Source organism: Mesorhizobium sp. Pch-S (assembly GCF_004136315.1).
In the GTDB taxonomy this organism is placed as follows: Bacteria; Pseudomonadota; Alphaproteobacteria; order Rhizobiales; family Rhizobiaceae; genus Mesorhizobium.
Genome location: NZ_CP029562.1, coordinates 5,775,309 through 5,790,839 on the forward strand (window position 1 = coordinate 5,775,309; position 15,531 = coordinate 5,790,839).

The 15,531-nt window shown below is 61.3% G+C and carries 13 protein-coding genes; 12 read left to right on the plus strand and 1 reads right to left on the minus strand.

What is annotated here, in order from left to right; translation table 11 throughout:
• Positions 1 to 2 precede the first annotated feature (2 nt).
• From C1M53_RS27265 to C1M53_RS27315, 11 genes are all read left to right on the plus strand, one after another.
• Entirely contained in the window at positions 3 to 860 is an 858-nt protein-coding gene (locus tag C1M53_RS27265; protein ID WP_129415182.1) for an ABC transporter permease, read from the plus strand.
• Entirely contained in the window at positions 857 to 2,527 is a 1,671-nt protein-coding gene (locus C1M53_RS27270) for an ABC transporter ATP-binding protein (protein ID WP_245488310.1), read from the plus strand. The genes C1M53_RS27265 and C1M53_RS27270 overlap by 4 nt, the downstream gene beginning before the upstream one ends.
• A 46-nt stretch (positions 2,528 to 2,573) precedes the next feature.
• Positions 2,574 to 3,770 (plus strand): serine hydrolase, encoded by a 1,197-nt coding sequence (locus C1M53_RS27275; RefSeq protein ID WP_129415183.1) that lies wholly within the window; start codon positions 2,574 to 2,576, stop codon positions 3,768 to 3,770.
• Positions 3,771 to 3,994: 224 nt separating this feature from the next.
• Positions 3,995 to 5,029: an extracellular solute-binding protein gene (locus C1M53_RS27280; RefSeq protein WP_129415185.1), complete on the plus strand. Its 1,035-nt coding sequence runs from the start codon at positions 3,995 to 3,997 to the stop codon at positions 5,027 to 5,029.
• Between the two features lie 82 nt (positions 5,030 to 5,111).
• Entirely contained in the window at positions 5,112 to 6,074 is a 963-nt protein-coding gene (locus tag C1M53_RS27285; protein WP_129415186.1) for an alpha/beta hydrolase, read from the plus strand.
• Between the two features lie 6 nt (positions 6,075 to 6,080).
• A complete protein-coding gene (locus C1M53_RS27290; RefSeq protein WP_129415188.1) occupies positions 6,081 to 8,048 on the plus strand; it encodes an MOSC N-terminal beta barrel domain-containing protein in 1,968 nt (655 codons plus the stop codon).
• Between the two features lie 242 nt (positions 8,049 to 8,290).
• Positions 8,291 to 9,700 (plus strand): aminotransferase class III-fold pyridoxal phosphate-dependent enzyme, encoded by a 1,410-nt coding sequence (locus tag C1M53_RS27295; RefSeq protein ID WP_129415190.1) that lies wholly within the window; start codon positions 8,291 to 8,293, stop codon positions 9,698 to 9,700.
• Complete coding sequence (locus tag C1M53_RS27300) at positions 9,684 to 10,655, plus strand: 3-hydroxyacyl-CoA dehydrogenase NAD-binding domain-containing protein (protein ID WP_245488311.1); 972 nt, start codon at positions 9,684 to 9,686, stop codon at positions 10,653 to 10,655. Before C1M53_RS27295 ends, C1M53_RS27300 begins: the two co-directional genes overlap by 17 nt.
• Positions 10,652 to 11,476, plus strand: coding sequence for a 3-keto-5-aminohexanoate cleavage protein (locus tag C1M53_RS27305; protein ID WP_245488312.1), 825 nt, complete (start codon positions 10,652 to 10,654; stop codon positions 11,474 to 11,476). The genes C1M53_RS27300 and C1M53_RS27305 overlap by 4 nt, the downstream gene beginning before the upstream one ends.
• A complete protein-coding gene (locus C1M53_RS27310; RefSeq protein ID WP_129415192.1) occupies positions 11,469 to 12,380 on the plus strand; it encodes a siderophore-interacting protein in 912 nt (303 codons plus the stop codon). Before C1M53_RS27305 ends, C1M53_RS27310 begins: the two co-directional genes overlap by 8 nt.
• A 59-nt stretch (positions 12,381 to 12,439) precedes the next feature.
• The gene (locus C1M53_RS27315) at positions 12,440 to 13,600 is read left to right on the plus strand and encodes a serine hydrolase (protein WP_129415193.1); all 1,161 of its coding nucleotides are present in this window, start codon (positions 12,440 to 12,442) and stop codon (positions 13,598 to 13,600) included.
• A 5-nt stretch (positions 13,601 to 13,605) separates the two neighbouring features.
• Here C1M53_RS27315 and C1M53_RS27320 read toward each other — a convergent pair whose 3' ends face one another.
• Entirely contained in the window at positions 13,606 to 14,298 is a 693-nt protein-coding gene (locus C1M53_RS27320; RefSeq protein ID WP_129415195.1) for a GntR family transcriptional regulator, read from the minus strand.
• Between the two features lie 357 nt (positions 14,299 to 14,655).
• Here C1M53_RS27320 and C1M53_RS27325 point away from each other — a divergent pair, with 357 nt between their 5' ends.
• Complete coding sequence (locus tag C1M53_RS27325; protein ID WP_129415197.1) at positions 14,656 to 15,507, plus strand: alpha/beta hydrolase; 852 nt, start codon at positions 14,656 to 14,658, stop codon at positions 15,505 to 15,507.
• Positions 15,508 to 15,531 lie beyond the last annotated feature (24 nt).

Consider the following 15,531-nt stretch of genomic DNA (forward strand, 5'->3'; position numbering starts at 1 on the left):
CCATGTCGATTGAAGCCACTCCTGCATCCGGGCCGATCAAACAAGCCGATGCCACTATGCCCTGGAGCATCATCGTTGCCGGATCAATCGTCGGCGCATGGGTTCTGCTGGCCTTGTTCGCGCCTGTTGTTGCGCCGTATGACCCGACTGCGGTCGACATCACGAATGCGCTGAAAGCTCCGAGTGCTGCCCATTGGTTCGGTACGGATCAGGTCGGGCGGGACGTGCTTTCACGTGTCATCCACGGCGCGCGCATCGATCTCTTGATGTGCCTTGCCGGCGTGCTGCCCCCGCTCGTCATCGGCACGACCGTCGGTCTGCTGAGCGGCTATTATGGTGGTGTGATCGATACGCTTCTGATGCGGCTCTACGACCTGACGGCTGCCTTTCCATTCTTCGTCCTGGTGCTGGCGATTGTTGGTGTGCTCGGACCGGGGCTGCTCAATTTCTTTGTCGCGCTGGCACTGGTCGGCTGGGTGACCTACGCGCGACTGGTTCGCGCAGAAGTCATGGCGATCCGGGACAGCGAGTACGTGCAGGCCGCGCAGTGCCTGGGTTATCCCGATCGCGTCGTCTTGCTGCGCCATGTGCTGCCCAATGCTTTCGGGCCGGTGGTCGCCTATGCGGTGAGCGATGCAGTGCTGGTGATGCTTGCGGGCGCGAGTTTCGGCTTTCTCGGCATGGGGGCACAGCCGCCGCTGGCCGAATGGGGCGTGATGATATCGGACGGCAGCCGTTACATCCGTCAGGCATGGTGGATTTGCATGTTCCCCGGCCTTGCAGCCATTTCGCTGGGGCTTGGCCTGGCTTTCCTTGGCGACGGCCTTGGTCAGCTGCGCCGTGGGCAGGTGTCGGCATGAACGGCCCTCTCGCGCCACTCAGAATGGCAGGCCGCCCATTGCTCGACATTGCCGATGTCTCGGTGACGTTCGGCAATACCCGCGTGCTGAAGAACGTGTCGTTTCGGATCATGCCCGGCGAGATCGTCGGCATTGCCGGCGAAAGCGGGTCCGGCAAATCGACCATCTGCCGTGGCGCGATGGGGCTGCTGCCGTCGACGGCAGAAGTCGCTGGGGAGGTCCGCTTCGATAATCAGGCATTGTTGGGTCTTGGCGAGGCCGAATGGGCGAAGCTGCGCGGTCGCGACATGGCGATGATCTTCCAGAATCCGGCTTCGCACCTGAACCCGCTGCAGAAGGTCGGCAAGCAGATCGCGCAACCGATGATCCGGCATCTTGGCCTTTCGGTAGGCGAGGCGTGGGAGAGGGCCGTCAGGCTCCTCGAGGATGTCGGTATTCGCGAACCCGCCATGCGGGCAAAATCATACCCGCACGAGTTGTCAGGCGGCATGAAGCAGCGCGTGATGATCGCAGCCGCGATCAGTTGCGCGCCGAGACTGCTGATCGCTGATGAACCGACCACCGCCCTCGATGTCACAGTCCAGGCAAAGATCCTCGAATTGCTGAAGGATCTCAATCGGCAGCGAGGCCTTGCGATCGCATTGATCTCCCATGATCTGGGCGTTCTGGCCGATATCTGCTCGCGCATCATCGTCATGCGCCATGGCCAGATCGTCGAACAGGGAGAAGCCGGGCAGATCATCGACGCGCCGCAGCATCCCTACACGAGACTGCTGGTGGATTCGCAGCCGGGCAGAAAACAGTTCAAAGCCGGTTGGGCGCAAACCGAAGACGAGGTGCCATTGCTGCAGGTTGAAGGCCTGCGGGTGCTCTTTCCGGCCAAGCGGGATCTTGTCGATGTCCTGCGCAACCGCAAGGCAATGCCTTTTGCGGCGTTGGATGGCGTGGACCTCGCTGTCTCGGCCGGCGAAACGGTTGGCATCGTCGGTGAAAGCGGTTCCGGAAAAAGCACCCTGGCGCGCACCATCATCAGGCAGAACCGGCCGACAACCGGCACGGTCAAACTGGGCGGCCGCCCCATAGAGCGGCTTGCCGGCCGCGAGCTCCTGGAATTGCGGCGTCGCGTCCAGATGGTTTTCCAGAACCCGTATGATTCCCTCAATCCGCGCATGACAGCGCTTGAGACGATCGCCGAACCGATCTGGCGCCATGGCATGGCTGACCGACGAGCGGCTCTCAGCCAGGCCCTGAAACTTCTCGACATGGTTGAATTGCCGTCAGCGCTCGGCGAGCGCAGGCCGCGGCAATTGTCGGGCGGTCAATGCCAGCGTGTGGGCATCGCCAGGGCGCTGGCGTTGCAGCCGCAGGTGCTGATCGCCGATGAGATAACTTCGGCACTGGATGTGACCACGCAGGCGCAGATCCTGGAATTGCTTGCTCGCCTGCGTCGCGAGCGGTCGCTGACACTGATCTACATCTCGCACGACCTGTCCGTCGTCAGTTCCTTCTGCCAGCGCGTCTATGTGTTTCGCTCGGGCAGGATCGTCGAGCAAGGTAACGCCGCAGATGTCCTGACCAACCCGCAGCAGGCCTACACGCAGGAGCTTGTCGCTTCGCTGCATCGGTTGCCCGGATCGGCTGTGGAGCGGGAAAACATCGAAGGATGACAGGCGTTCAAGCAGATCGCGCGCCGGCAATGGAGATGAGTTGAAGATGAACGCCAACAGCAGCGCGCCCTGGCGCGATCCGAAGGTGCCGGGAACGCCGATCATCCCGCGCACGGATTGGGACTATCCCCCCTATCATCGCTGGACTTTCCAGCATGTGCGGGAAATGACTGCCACCGCCCAGATCTGGCGCGGGCAGGGGCCGGTCTTGCCGCTGCCGACACGCAGCGTCGAAATCGATCAGATCGAATTCGAAGCTGCAGGACGTCGTCGCACGATCCGCGATTTCCTCGACAACAGCTTTACCGATGGATTTCTCGTGCTGTCGCGCGGTGAAATCGTTGCCGAGCGCTACATGAATGGCATGAAGCCGCATGGCCACCACCTGGCGATGTCGGTGACCAAGTCGATCGTTGCCACGGTGCTGGGGATTCTTGTTCATAGAGGGCTTGTCGAGACCGTGGCTCCGGTGACGAAGTACCTGCCGGAACTGGAAGCGACGGCGTATCGAGGGGCAACAGTCCAGCAGGTGTCGGACATGACGAGTGGTGTCCTGTTCGACGAGTCCTACACGACAGAGGGCTCGCACATGCAGCAGCTAGACCAGGCCTGTGGCTGGAAGCCGATGACCCGTCCCGAGTGGCCACAAACCGTGTGGCAGCTGATCATGACGCTGACCGAGCAACAGCGGCCGCATGGCCAGATCTTCAGCTATCGGTCGATCGAAACCGATATCCTCGGCTTCCTGATGGAACGGGTCAGCGGGCTGCCGCTGGCCGAGCTGATCAGCAATGAACTGTGGGGCCCGATGGGCGCTGAAGAGGATGCCTACATAACCGTCGACCATGGTGGTTATGCGCTCGCCGACGGTGGCCTCAACGCGACACTGCGCGACTATGCCCGGTTCGCCCTGCTGCATCTGCGTGGCGGCAGGCTGAACGGCCGGCAGATCGTTCCGTCAGAATGGATCGAGGAAACCCGGCGCGGCAATCATGAGCTCTTCCAGGGCGTCTATCGGACCGTCCTGCCGCACGGTGCTTACCACAACCAGTTCTGGATCGAGGATCCCGAGCGGCGGTCCTACATGTGTCGAGGTATCTTCGGCCAGTATATCTACATGGACCCGCAAACCGATTTCGCCGCGGTGAAGCTGTCGACCTGGCCGGAGTTCGTCAATCCGGACCGCTCGATCGAGGCCTTGGCGGCCATCCACGCTATTCGAGATGTATGCGCCGAAGCGTGAGTTATCGATGGCGGCAACGCCACTGTCCCAACGTTTTCAGTATGTTTTCAAAGCCTCCTGTCGATGCGCCGGAGGCCTTTCTGGGTGTCGATCAGAGCATGGCTTTGTCTGTCGAGAAATATTTTTTGCGATCGCAGATCGCACTCTTGTGTACTGCTCGATCGCATGACAGTCTGCCGGTGAAGCGCACAAGACGATGCGCGGAACCGGGAGGGAAGAACACAATGGCCTGGACGAAGACCTTAGCCGCAGCTGGTGTCGCAATGCTTGCAGGCATCGGTTCGGCAGGTGCCGAAGGGGTGCTCAATATCTACAACTGGGGCAACTACACCAGCCCCGAGATGGTCAAGAAGTTCGAGCAGAAATACGACGTCAAGGTCACGGTGACCGAGTACGATTCCAACGACACTGCTCTTGCCAAGGTTCGTCAGGGTGGCCACGGCTATGACGTCGTGGTGCCTTCTGCGCCGGTGGTGAAGGTCTGGATCGACGAAGGCCTCGTCCTGGAGAGCCGTCCAGACCAGATGGAGAATTTCAAGAATGTCGACCCGCGCTGGGTCGATGTGCCGTTCGATCCCGGCCGGCGGTATTCGGTGCCGTGGATGTGGGGCACGACGGGCGTGACGGTCAACAAGTCGGTCTATTCCGGCGACATCAACACGTCGGCCATCTTCATGGACCCGCCGGCCGAACTGGTCGGCAAGGTCAATGTCGTGCCTGAAATGTCGGACGTCATGTTCCTTGCCGTCAGCTATGTGGGCGGCGAGCCGTGCACCAATGACAAGGCGGTGCTGAAGAAGGTACGTGACACGCTGGTAGCGGCCAAGCCGAAGTGGCTGGCCATGGATTTCGGCAATATCGACAAATATTCGCGCGGCGACATCGCTGCCGGTGTCAACTGGAACGGTTCTTCCTTCCGCTCACGGCTGCAGAATCCCGACATCCTGTATGGCTACCCCAAGGAAGGGTATCCGGTCTGGATGGACAATCTGATGATCCTGAAGGATGCCAAGAATGTCGAGAACGCCAAGCTGTTCATGAATTTCGTCATGGATCCGGAGAATGCAGCGATGCTGTCGGCATTTTCCCGCTATGCGAACGGGATCAAGGGTTCCGAGAAGTTCATGCCCGCAGACATGAAAGATGCGCTGGAGCTGAACATTCCGGCCGATCTGGTCCAATACGGGAAGGTCAATGTCGGCTGTCCGGCCGATGTCCAGGCGATGTATACCAAGATCTGGACAGAGCTGCTGAAGTGAGCCTGGCATCCGGGTCGTGAATTCCCTCGGGCCGCGGAAATGATGCCCCGAATTCACGACCTGATTGGGAGTTGAGGTGGAAATGGCACTCGATCCGGATATCAGGATCATGCTCGACCGGCTTGCGCAGGAGCAGGCCGCCCAGCACGATGAGGTCACGCTGGCTGGCTCGCGCCTCAGCTACCGCGACCAGTATCGTGAAATGAGCCGGGCCTCTGAAAAGCCGGTCACGGAAGAGATCATCAAGCTTGGGACGGACAGGGGCGATGTCTCGCTCCATCTTTACAGGCCGGCGGATGCCGATGGTCCTTTGCCGGTTATCCTCTACCTTCATGGCGGCGGCTTCGTCCTTGGCGATGCCGAAACCTACGCGCTGCAGTCGGCGCGCATCGCGTCGGAGTGCGGTGCGCTGGTCGTCTTCGCTGAATACAGGCTTGCGCCGGAGCATCCATTCCCCGCAGCGGTGGAAGACGCGCTTGCAGCCGTCGACTGGGTTTTGGCCGAAGCGGTCAGGCATGGCGGCGACCCGGCATGCTTTGCGCTCATGGGGGACAGTGCGGGTGCCAACCTGTCGATTGCACTCATGCGGCATTACAGGCAGCAAAGACTGTTCCGTGCTGTCTGCCTGCTCTATCCGCTGGTCGACGCCAGGCCCTATCTCGGCCTCGCGGTTCCATCAGGCTCGGACCGTGAATTTGCTTCCGGCTACTATCTGGAATTCGCGGAGACCGAATATTTCGCGAAGGCCTATCTGCCGGAGCTTGCAATGGCTACCGACACGCGCGTTTCGCCTGTGCTGGCAAAAGACCTCGGTGATCTGCCGCCGGTACTTTTCTACGCGGCTGAAAATGACGTGTTGCGTGACCAGGGACGGGCTTTCGCCGAGCAGCTCAAGACTGCCGGAAACGATGTCCGCTATCGCTGCTTCGACGGACTGATCCACAATTTCATGCAGCATGCCGGGATCTCGAAGGCGTCGGACGCCGCTTTTCTGGAAGTTTGCGCTGCCGTTCGCCTCGCGCTCGCGGGCAAGGGTCTGCGGTAGGCCGTCATGTTCGATACGTCATGCCGCGTTGAACGCATCACCTTCTATCCGCTGAAATCGGGCGCCGGTGTTACGGTCGAGACGGCGCGCCTGGAAGCCGAAGGGCTGGCTGGCGATCGACGCATGATGGTGGTCGACGAGACCGGCAACTGCCTTACAGCCCGCAAGGCACCGCGTCTGATGCAGATCCGCACGCATATGGACGGTGACGACATCATTCTCTCTGCACCCGGCATGTCGCCTCTGGTGTTCTCGCGGGCCCGGCTCGATGTCGCCCGCAACGTGTCGATCTGGGGCGACGATGTCGTGGCGCTCGATGCCGGCGAAGAGGTTCACCAGTGGCTGGCGCGTTTTCTCGACCGCTGCTGCAGGATGGTCATCAAGGGTGCAGTGACGCATCGCCCCCTGGCGATCGGCCCGGGTGGAACAGTGAGTTTTGCCGATACGGCTCCGTTGCTGCTGACCAATTCGGCCTCGCTTGCCGAGGTCAATCGCTACCTCGATCTCGAAGCCGAGATGGAGCGGTTCCGGCCCAATCTGGTTGTCGATGGCGCCCCTGCCTTTGACGAGGATGGCTGGCGTCACGTGCGCATCGGCGATGTCGAGTTCGAGGCCATTGGCGCGTGTGACCGTTGCGTGATGATCACGCTCGATCCCGCGACCGGCGAGGCGAGGTCCGATCACGAGCCGCTGGCAATGCTGGGCCGGCAGCGCCGGGGGGAGGACGGCAAAGCCTATTTCGGTCAGTTTCTCGCCCCGCGCACGCTCGGCAGGCTGCATGTCGGCGACAAGGTCGAAGTACTGTCCCGCAAGCCAGCGATCACCATTCTGCCGGGAAACGCGCAGCCGGTCACGCGGCTGCCGTCCACTGCGGTGAATGGCGGCGTGGCTGCTCGTCACGGCAGTCACGAGCGCACGCTGCGCTGCGTGGCGATCATCGACGAGGCGAGGGATTTCCGTACCTTCCGTTTCGTGGCGGATCATGCCGTCGACTACAAGCCCGGCCAGTTCATCACGCTGCTGCTGGATATCGACGGCGAGGTTGTCCGACGCAACTACACGATCTCTTCGTCGCCATCGCGGCCGCATTTTCTTTCGGTGACGGTAAAACGGGTCGATGGTGGGCGCGTTTCCAACTGGCTGCATGATACGCTGAAGGTTGGCGACAGCATTCGCTCGCTTGGGTCAAATGGCCGCTTCCACCTTGGGGCCGCGGGAGTTGGCGGCAAGCTTCTGCTGTTGTCGGCCGGCAGCGGCATCACCCCGATGATGGCGATGCTGCGCTTCATTGCCGACACGAACCTGCCGCTCGATGTGTGCTTCCATAACAGCGCACGCGGTGTCGATGATGTCGCCTTTCTGCATGAATTGCTGTCGATCAAGGTGCAGATGGGTGACCGGCTGAAGCTCTCCTGGAACCTGACGGGAATGAATGCCGCTGCGGAGGCCGACGTCCTGGCTGGCCGGTTCGAGGGCAGGCCTGGTCTACGGACACTGGCTGGCCGGCTTGATCCTGGCATGATGGAGGCTGTTTGTCCCGACCTTGCCGAGAGGGCAGTTCTGTGTTGCGGCCCGGATGGCTTTCGAACCAGGGCTCGCGAAATCTATGAAGGCTGGAAGGTGCGGCCGGAATTCCCGTTCCTGGAAGAAACCTTTGGCCCTGATCGGGCGGCGACGCCATTGCCGGAAATCGGCAACTACAAGGTCTCCTTCCTCAAGGCCGGCAAGTGGATCAGCGGTTCGGGCACGGTGACGCTGCTGGAATTGGCACGCAAGATTGGCGTCGAACTGACGTCCGATTGTGAAGCCGGCATCTGTGGAAGCTGCCGCTGCAAGGTGACTTCCGGAGAATGGCGAGTGGCTGCCAACGCGGCCGATCCCGAGCGGTCGGTGCTTTCGCAGGACGAAAAGGATGAAGGTTATGTCCTGGCCTGCTCCACTAGTCCGATCGGAGATGTCTGCGTCGAAGCATAGCTTCCGCGTCGCGCGGTTGTCTTCGTCAGTTTGGTTCCTTTTCTGAAGTCGAATGCTTCTCACGAAATTCGACTCTCCAGGGTCATATAAGTTTTTGAAATCAATATGATGTTCGATTTTCCAGCCACTTTAAACGCGGTGGAAATTCTGGATCAGTCGCTTCTATTGTGTGATCGTCGATCGCAAATTATACAAGGGAAAGGCACCGGATTTTGCAACGTCGCCGGTGCGGGAGGAGAAAGATGGTGGCAAACGCCGGACTTGATGGCGAGGCCTTGGTGGCACTCGATCGGGAAACCCAGTTTCATCCCTTCACGGCGATTGCCGATCAGCAGGGGAATGGCGCGCTGGTGATGGCGCAGGCCGCGGGTTGTTCCATCACCGATGTTTCCGGCAGGACCTATCTCGATGGCGCAGCCGGTCTCTGGTGCGTGAACGTCGGCTACGGACGGACGGAAATCTCCGACGCCATCCACCGGCAGTCGCTGGAGCTGCCTTATTTTCACTCCTTCAACACCGTTGCCAACGAGCCGAGCATCAGGCTGTCGGAAAGGCTTTTGCAGCTCGCGCCGAACGGAATGCGGCGCGTGTTCTATGGTCTGTCCGGCTCGGACGCCAACGACACCGCGGTGAAGATGCTGTGGTCGTACAACATGCTTCGGGGCAAGCCGCTGAAGCGCAAGATCATCTCACGGTCCTACGCCTATCATGGTGTGACGGCGGCAGCCGGCAGCCTGTCCGGCATTCCGATGGTTCATCAGAATTTCGGACTGCCGCTCGATTTCGCGAGGCACCTTTCGCGCCCCGACCTGTATCGGGATGCGCCGGCGCGAGGCTTTTCCACCGAAGAGGCCTATTCGGACTTTCTTGCCCGTGAGCTCGAGGACATGATCCTGGCTGAGGGAGCCGATACGGTTGCCGGTTTCATTGCGGAGCCTGTAATGGGAACCGGTGGCGTGCTGCCGCCGCCGGCGGGTTACTTCGCCGCGATCGCCAAGGTGCTCGAAAAACACGACGTTCGTTTCGTTGCCGATGAGGTCATAACCGGTTTCGGGCGGGTCGGGGCATGGTTCGCGTCCGATCTCTATGGCATCGAGCCGGATCTCATCGTTGCCGCCAAGGGCCTGACCAGCGGCTACCTGCCATTGTCGGCGGTGCTGGTTGGCGAACGCATATGGTCGGTATTCGAAGAGGCTTCCCGCGACGGACGCCCGTTTGCGCACGGCTTCACCTATTCGGGACACCCGACCTGTGCTGCGGCGGCCCTGGCCAATCTCGACATTCTCGAGCGCGAAAGCCTCGTCGAGCGCGTCGCAGCGATGGCACCAGCATTCGGGTCGCGTTTTGCCGAGACGTTGCTCAACCTTCGCCTGGTCGGCGACGTGCGCAGTGCCGGCTTCATGATGGGCGTGGAGCTCGTCGCGGATCGGGCGACCAAGGCAGCATTCCCGGCTTTGCTGAAGGTGGCAGGTCGTGTCGCTTTGGCGGCGCGCCGTCGTGGCGTGCTCGTCCGCGCCTTGCCGAACTCCGACGTGATCGCGCTGTCCCCGCCCTTTGTCGTGACGGATGCGGAACTGTCGCAGCTTGCGGAAACCTTGCGCGACGCGATCGATGAGGTGACTGCGGACCTCGTTCGTGAAGGGCATCTCTGAAATGGTGCAGGCGGTGCCTTTCCGTTCCGAGACGATCGAGACGGTTGCCGTTGTCGGCTCAGGGCTGATCGGCGGGACCTGGGCTGCCTATTTCCTGAGCCGTGGCCTCAAGGTACGCGCCCATGATCCCCAACCAGGCGCGGAAGCCCGGTTGTGCAGGACAGTCGACGATGCGCTTCGCGATCTGTCACAGCTGAAGCCTGTTGCCAGTGCTTGCGCCGACAAGCTGCTGTTTTTCGAGCGGCTCGAGGACACGCTGGCAGACTGCGACTACGTCCAGGAGAACGCGCCTGAAAAGCTCATGCTGAAGCAGGATCTGCTTGCCGAAATCGATGCCATCGCCGCGCCCGACGTGGTGATCGGCTCCAGCACGTCTTCATTCATCGCCAGTGAACTCCAGCTAAGGTGCAGGCACCCTGAGCGGGTGCTCGTCGCGCATCCATTCAACCCGCCGCATCTTGTTCCTCTCGTCGAACTGGTGAGGGGAACGGCAACGGCACAGGCGGCGCAGGACGCCGCTTACGCATTCATGGAACGCATCGGCAAGGTGCCGATCAAGGTGGCGCGGGAAGCGCCTGGGCATGTCGCGAACCGCATGACGGCGGCGCTGTGGCGTGAGGCCGTGAACATCGTAGCCGAAGGTATAGCCAGCGTCGCTGACGTGGACAAGGCCATCCGCTACGGTCCTGGCTTGCGCTGGGCCATCGACGGCCCGCACATGCTCTATCATCTTGGTGGCGGCGAGGGCGGAATGGCCGCCTATCTGAAACATCTCGGCCCGGCGCAGGAAGCCCGATGGGCATCGCTCGGCGCACCAAAGCTCGATGCGGAAATTTGCGCGGCGCTCATTTCCGGGGTCGAGGAGGAAGCGGCCGGCCAGGACATCGAAGAGCTGTCCGCACGCCGTGACCGGTTGCTGATCGCCTTGCTGCGCACGCTGGAGGAGGCGGCATGAGCAGCATGACGATCATGCCGCGCATCATGGTTGCGCCGAACGGCGCCCGCCGCACCAAGGCCGATCATCCAAACCTGCCAATGGCTGCGGAAGAAATAGCGGCGAGTGCTGCAGCCTGCTTCGCTGCGGGGGCTGGTGCCATTCATCTTCACGTGCGCGATGCGGAGGGCCGGCATGTGCTCGACGCGAGTCTCTATCGGGAGGTCATCCGGCTGATCATCATGGCCGTGCCGGACATGATGGTCCAGGTCACGACCGAAGCCGTAGGTCTTTACACCCCAGCACAGCAGATGGCGCTGGTACGCGATCTCAAACCGCATGCGATTTCCGCCGCTGTCCGCGAATTTGTTGCCGATGCCAGTGCTGAAGCGGCTGCCGCCGATTTCCATGGCTGGTGCGCTGACCACAACATCGCTGTGCAGCACATTCTCTATGATGCCGCCGATGTTCTCCGGCTCGCTGATCTCATCAGGCGCGGCATCGTCCCGGACGCGGGGCTTTCGGTGCTTTATGTCCTGGGTCGCTATTCCACCGGGCAGGAGAGCAGTGCCAGTGATCTCGACCCGTTTCTGGAGGCCGCCTCGTCATTGCCGGTTCGGCCTGACTGGATGGTGTGCGCTTTCGGTCGGGGCGAGACCGCGGCGCTTGCCGCGGCCATCGCCGCTGGCGGCAAGGTGCGTGTGGGGTTCGAGAACAGCCTGTGGAATGCAGACGGATCGACCGCTGCCTCCAATGAAGAGCGGGTAGCCGCGATCACTGCAATAGCCGCGCAGTTGGACGCTCGAAAGGACGTCGTGGAAGGAGGAGTCAAACGTGGCTGAACAGAGCGCCTATCGCATTTTCGACGTTCGCCACGCAGGCAGGCAGATCCTCTCGCCGCATATGGCCCGTATCACCTTAGCCGGTGAGGATGTTGCTGCCATGGCGACCTTCGCGCCGGACCAGCGCATCAAACTTTTTTTCCCGCGAGCGGACGGCACATTGCCGGCAATCCCGAACCGACCGGACTGGTACGATATCTATCGCACAGTGCCACCGCGCGAGCGCGCGCCGATGCGCACTTACACAATACGATATCTGCGGGCCGACCGCTGCGAGGTCGATGTCGACTTCGTGCTGCACGGTGATAACGGGCCGGCGTCACGCTGGGCCCTCAATGCGCAAATAGGCGACCGCATCCAGATATCTGCGCCAAATGCGAATTACCGCGGCGAGGTTGGTGGCTATGAGTGGCAGCCGCCGGCGGGTGTCCGGCACATCCTGCTGCTTGCCGACGAAACCGCGTTGCCGGCGGCGGCCGGGATCCTGGAGGAACTGGCTGCGCTCGACGCGCCGCCGCGTGTCGATGCCTTCCTGGAGGTACCGGACGAGGCGGACAGGCTCGACCTGCCATCCTGGGATGGCCTCGATCTGCGCTGGCTGGTCCGCGAAGGTCGGGCAGGGCAGGTGCATGCCTATGGTGACAGAATGACAGCGGCCGCTAGTCAGGTTGAGCTGCCGCGCGATGTCGTGTCCGGTTCGAACGCAGAAACGCTGGTGGAACCCGATAGTGATGACCTGCTTTGGGATCGCGCTTCATCGGCATCCGGCAAATTCTACGCCTGGGTGGCTGGCGAAACCGGCGCGGTCAGCCGGATCCGCACGGCGCTCGTCAAGGAGCGGGGCATCGATCGCCGGCTCGCGAACCTGATGGGGTACTGGAAGCTCGGCAGAGAACGCGAGTAGCCGCGCCGGCTAGGCCTGCGCCATGCCCCGTCTCTCCTTTGTTCAATACGGAAGAAAAAATGCAGAACGCTATAGCAGACCGCGCAAAGATCGACCTGGCGAACTGGCGGACGAGACCGCACTCGTCCTGGGCGTTTCACAATGCCGCCGAGCTTGTGCCGACAGCTACCATTCGCGGGGCCCGGTTGCTGGAAAGCCCGGCGTGCGAACTGGGTGACTTCGGCGCCATCGAGGTCGACGATCTCGATGGGCAATCACGAAGCCTGCGCGAGTTCCTGGTAAGGAACCACACCGATGCCTTCGTCGTCATGCGTGGCGGCAAATTCATCGCGGAGTGGTGCGCGGACCACAACGACGCTGCCAAGCCACACCTCGTGTTCTCCGTTTCGAAGTCGATCACCGGCCTTCTCGCCGGAGTGCTGGCCGGAAACGGCACGCTGTCGCTGGAGGCTGTTGCCGGCGACTATGTTCCCGAAGCGATCGGTTCGGCCTACGGGGACGTGCCTGTGCGCGACCTGCTCAACATGCAGGTGAGCCTCGATTTCGACGAGATCTATCTCGACCGCAGCGGTGCCTTCGACCGCTACAGGCGAGCCATGCTGTGGAATCCCGAGCATAAGGACGAAGAGACGCCGGACCTCAAGAGCTTCCTGTGCACCTTGCCAAAGGCGTCGCATCCGCACGGTACGAGGCATGTCTATCGCTCACCCAACACCGACATGGCTGCTCTGGTGATCGAGCGGGCCGCCGGTGAGCGGTTCGCCGAGCTCCTGAGCCGTTTTCTGTGGCAGCCGATGGGGGCACATACCGATGCGCAGATCACGGTGGACAGGGCCGGAAATCCGCGTGCGTCCGGCGGTATTTCAATGACGGCGCGTGATCTCGCACGCGTCGGCGAACTGGTGCGTCAGGGCGGTAGCGGCGTGATTCCCGCGGATTGGGTGTCAGGTCTCTGGGAGGGTGGCGACCGCGCCATCTGGGCTGCCGGCGACCAGGCCGACTGTCTGCCGATCGGCAGCTATCGAAACTACTGGTACGAGACCGGCACCGGTGAGTTGGCGGCGATGGGCATTCACGGCCAGTGGTTGTGGGTCGATCGGAAGACGGAAACGGTGATCGTCAGGCAATCGGCGGAAAGCCAACCGATCGACGAAGCGATGGATCAGGTGATGATCAAGCTGTTGAGGAAGGTCTCGTCATTCGGCCGGGATGCGGGCTAGCGACCTCAGGCTTCAGGGAACCGGGCGTGCTTCAGCAGATGTTTATAGCCGTCATTGATGTCCCGGACGATGGCGGCGCGGGCACGCGCGCCGTCATGTTCCGCAATCGCCGCCACAGCCTCGTCGTGGTAGTCGATGTCGAGGATCGAGGCGAGATTGTCCTCGAAACCCGTGGTCAGGTTGCGCAGGAACGGGCCGACCTGCATCCAAACGGTTTCAATTAGGAAGATCATCTGGTCGTTGCCGCAATGGCGATAGATCGAGAATTTGAAGTTGTAATTCTTGCGCAGGTAATCGTTGATGACGCCGGCCTGCGCCGCGTCGGTCAACTCGGCACAGTTGCGGCGTATCGTGCGCAGGGCATTGCCGTTGATGCGCTGCGCGGCAAGTTCGGTCGCCGAGCCCTCCAGGAGAGTACGGACGGCCGTCAGCTGGGAAAACCGTTCGGCCGAGATGACGGGCACTTCCATGCTGCCGTTGGGCAGGGGGCTCAGCGCCCTCAGCGCCTGCAGGCGCATGAAGGCGCTGCGTACCGGCATGTCGCTGGTCCCCAGTTCCTTGGCGACCTTTCGCGACGTCAGCTTCTGGCCGGGCGCAAACTGTCCCGACATCAGCGCACGGACGATTTCCAGATAGACTTTTTCATGCAGGGGGGCGGTGTCGACGGCAGTCAGTCCAAGTTGCATCTTTTCGGCCATTGGCGGTGCGCTGCTTCAGCTTCTGAAATTCACGCATCTAGCTACAGTTTCAAATTGCCAGAGCCACAATGCGTGTCGATTGCGCTCAAGCGGTCGGCGGCCGAAGCTCGCATCATTTCAAGGACATAATGGCTGCTGATGCGACGTATCGCAAGCGCTGCGGTGGCACCTGCCGGCTTTTGCCGGAGACATGCACATGATCTTGCCCGCCCAAGGATTGCGGCACGCAACCGCATCCTGACGTTGATGGATGTAAAGTGCGGTACGAGACCCGATTTTTGTAACAAATATGCTTTTCAGTTAAACAAAATCATGAAATAGTCATCATCAACAAAAAGGGTTTCCGAGGAGGGTGATATGCGAAACGTCCAGGGCCATGGCAAAAAGCTCTCCTATTACGATTTCGGGCACACCACCGTTTACGCATCGCGTTACGACCAGCGCTTCGCCTACTGCGCTTATGTCCCGCACGATTACGAAGAGGACGGAGAGAAGACTTATCCGCTTGCCGTGATCGTGCACGGCACCGAACGCGGCATGGAGGCCTATCGCAACGCTTTCGCCGACTTCGCCGAAGCCAATGGTGTCATCGTTCTGGCGCCGCTTTTTCCGACCAGTATCTGTTTTCCGGGCGATCTGTCGTCCTACAAGATGCTGCGCCATGGCGACCTGCACTACGACGCCGTCATGCTCGACATGATCGAGGAGATGCGTGAGCGCTATCGCATCGAAGGCGAGCGCGTGATGATGTATGGCTTCTCCGGCGGCGGGCATTTCACCCACCGCTTCCTGTTCCTGCATCCCGAACGTCTGCTTGCCGCCTCTATCGGCGCACCGGGCGTGGTGACATTGCTCGATTTCGACAATGACTTCTGGGTCGGCGTGCGCGATTTCGAGAGAGCTTTCGGCAAGAAGATCGACCTCGAGGCGATGCGCAAAGTCGCGGTGCAGATGGTGATCGGCGGCGATGATCTGCAGACCTGGGAGATCACCATCAACAAGGATGACGCCTGGTGGATGCCGGGCGCCGACCTTGCCGGCGCCACCCGAAACGATCGCATGCGTGCGCTGAAAGCGAGCTTCGAGAAGCACGGCATTGCAGTTCAGCACGACATCGTGCCGGGGATCACGCATGACGACCTGCAGCTCGTGCCCAAGGTCAAGGAATTCTTCGCCCGGACGCTGAAACAGAACTCGGCGTCCAGCTAGAGCGTTTTGTAGCCAAGTGGGATC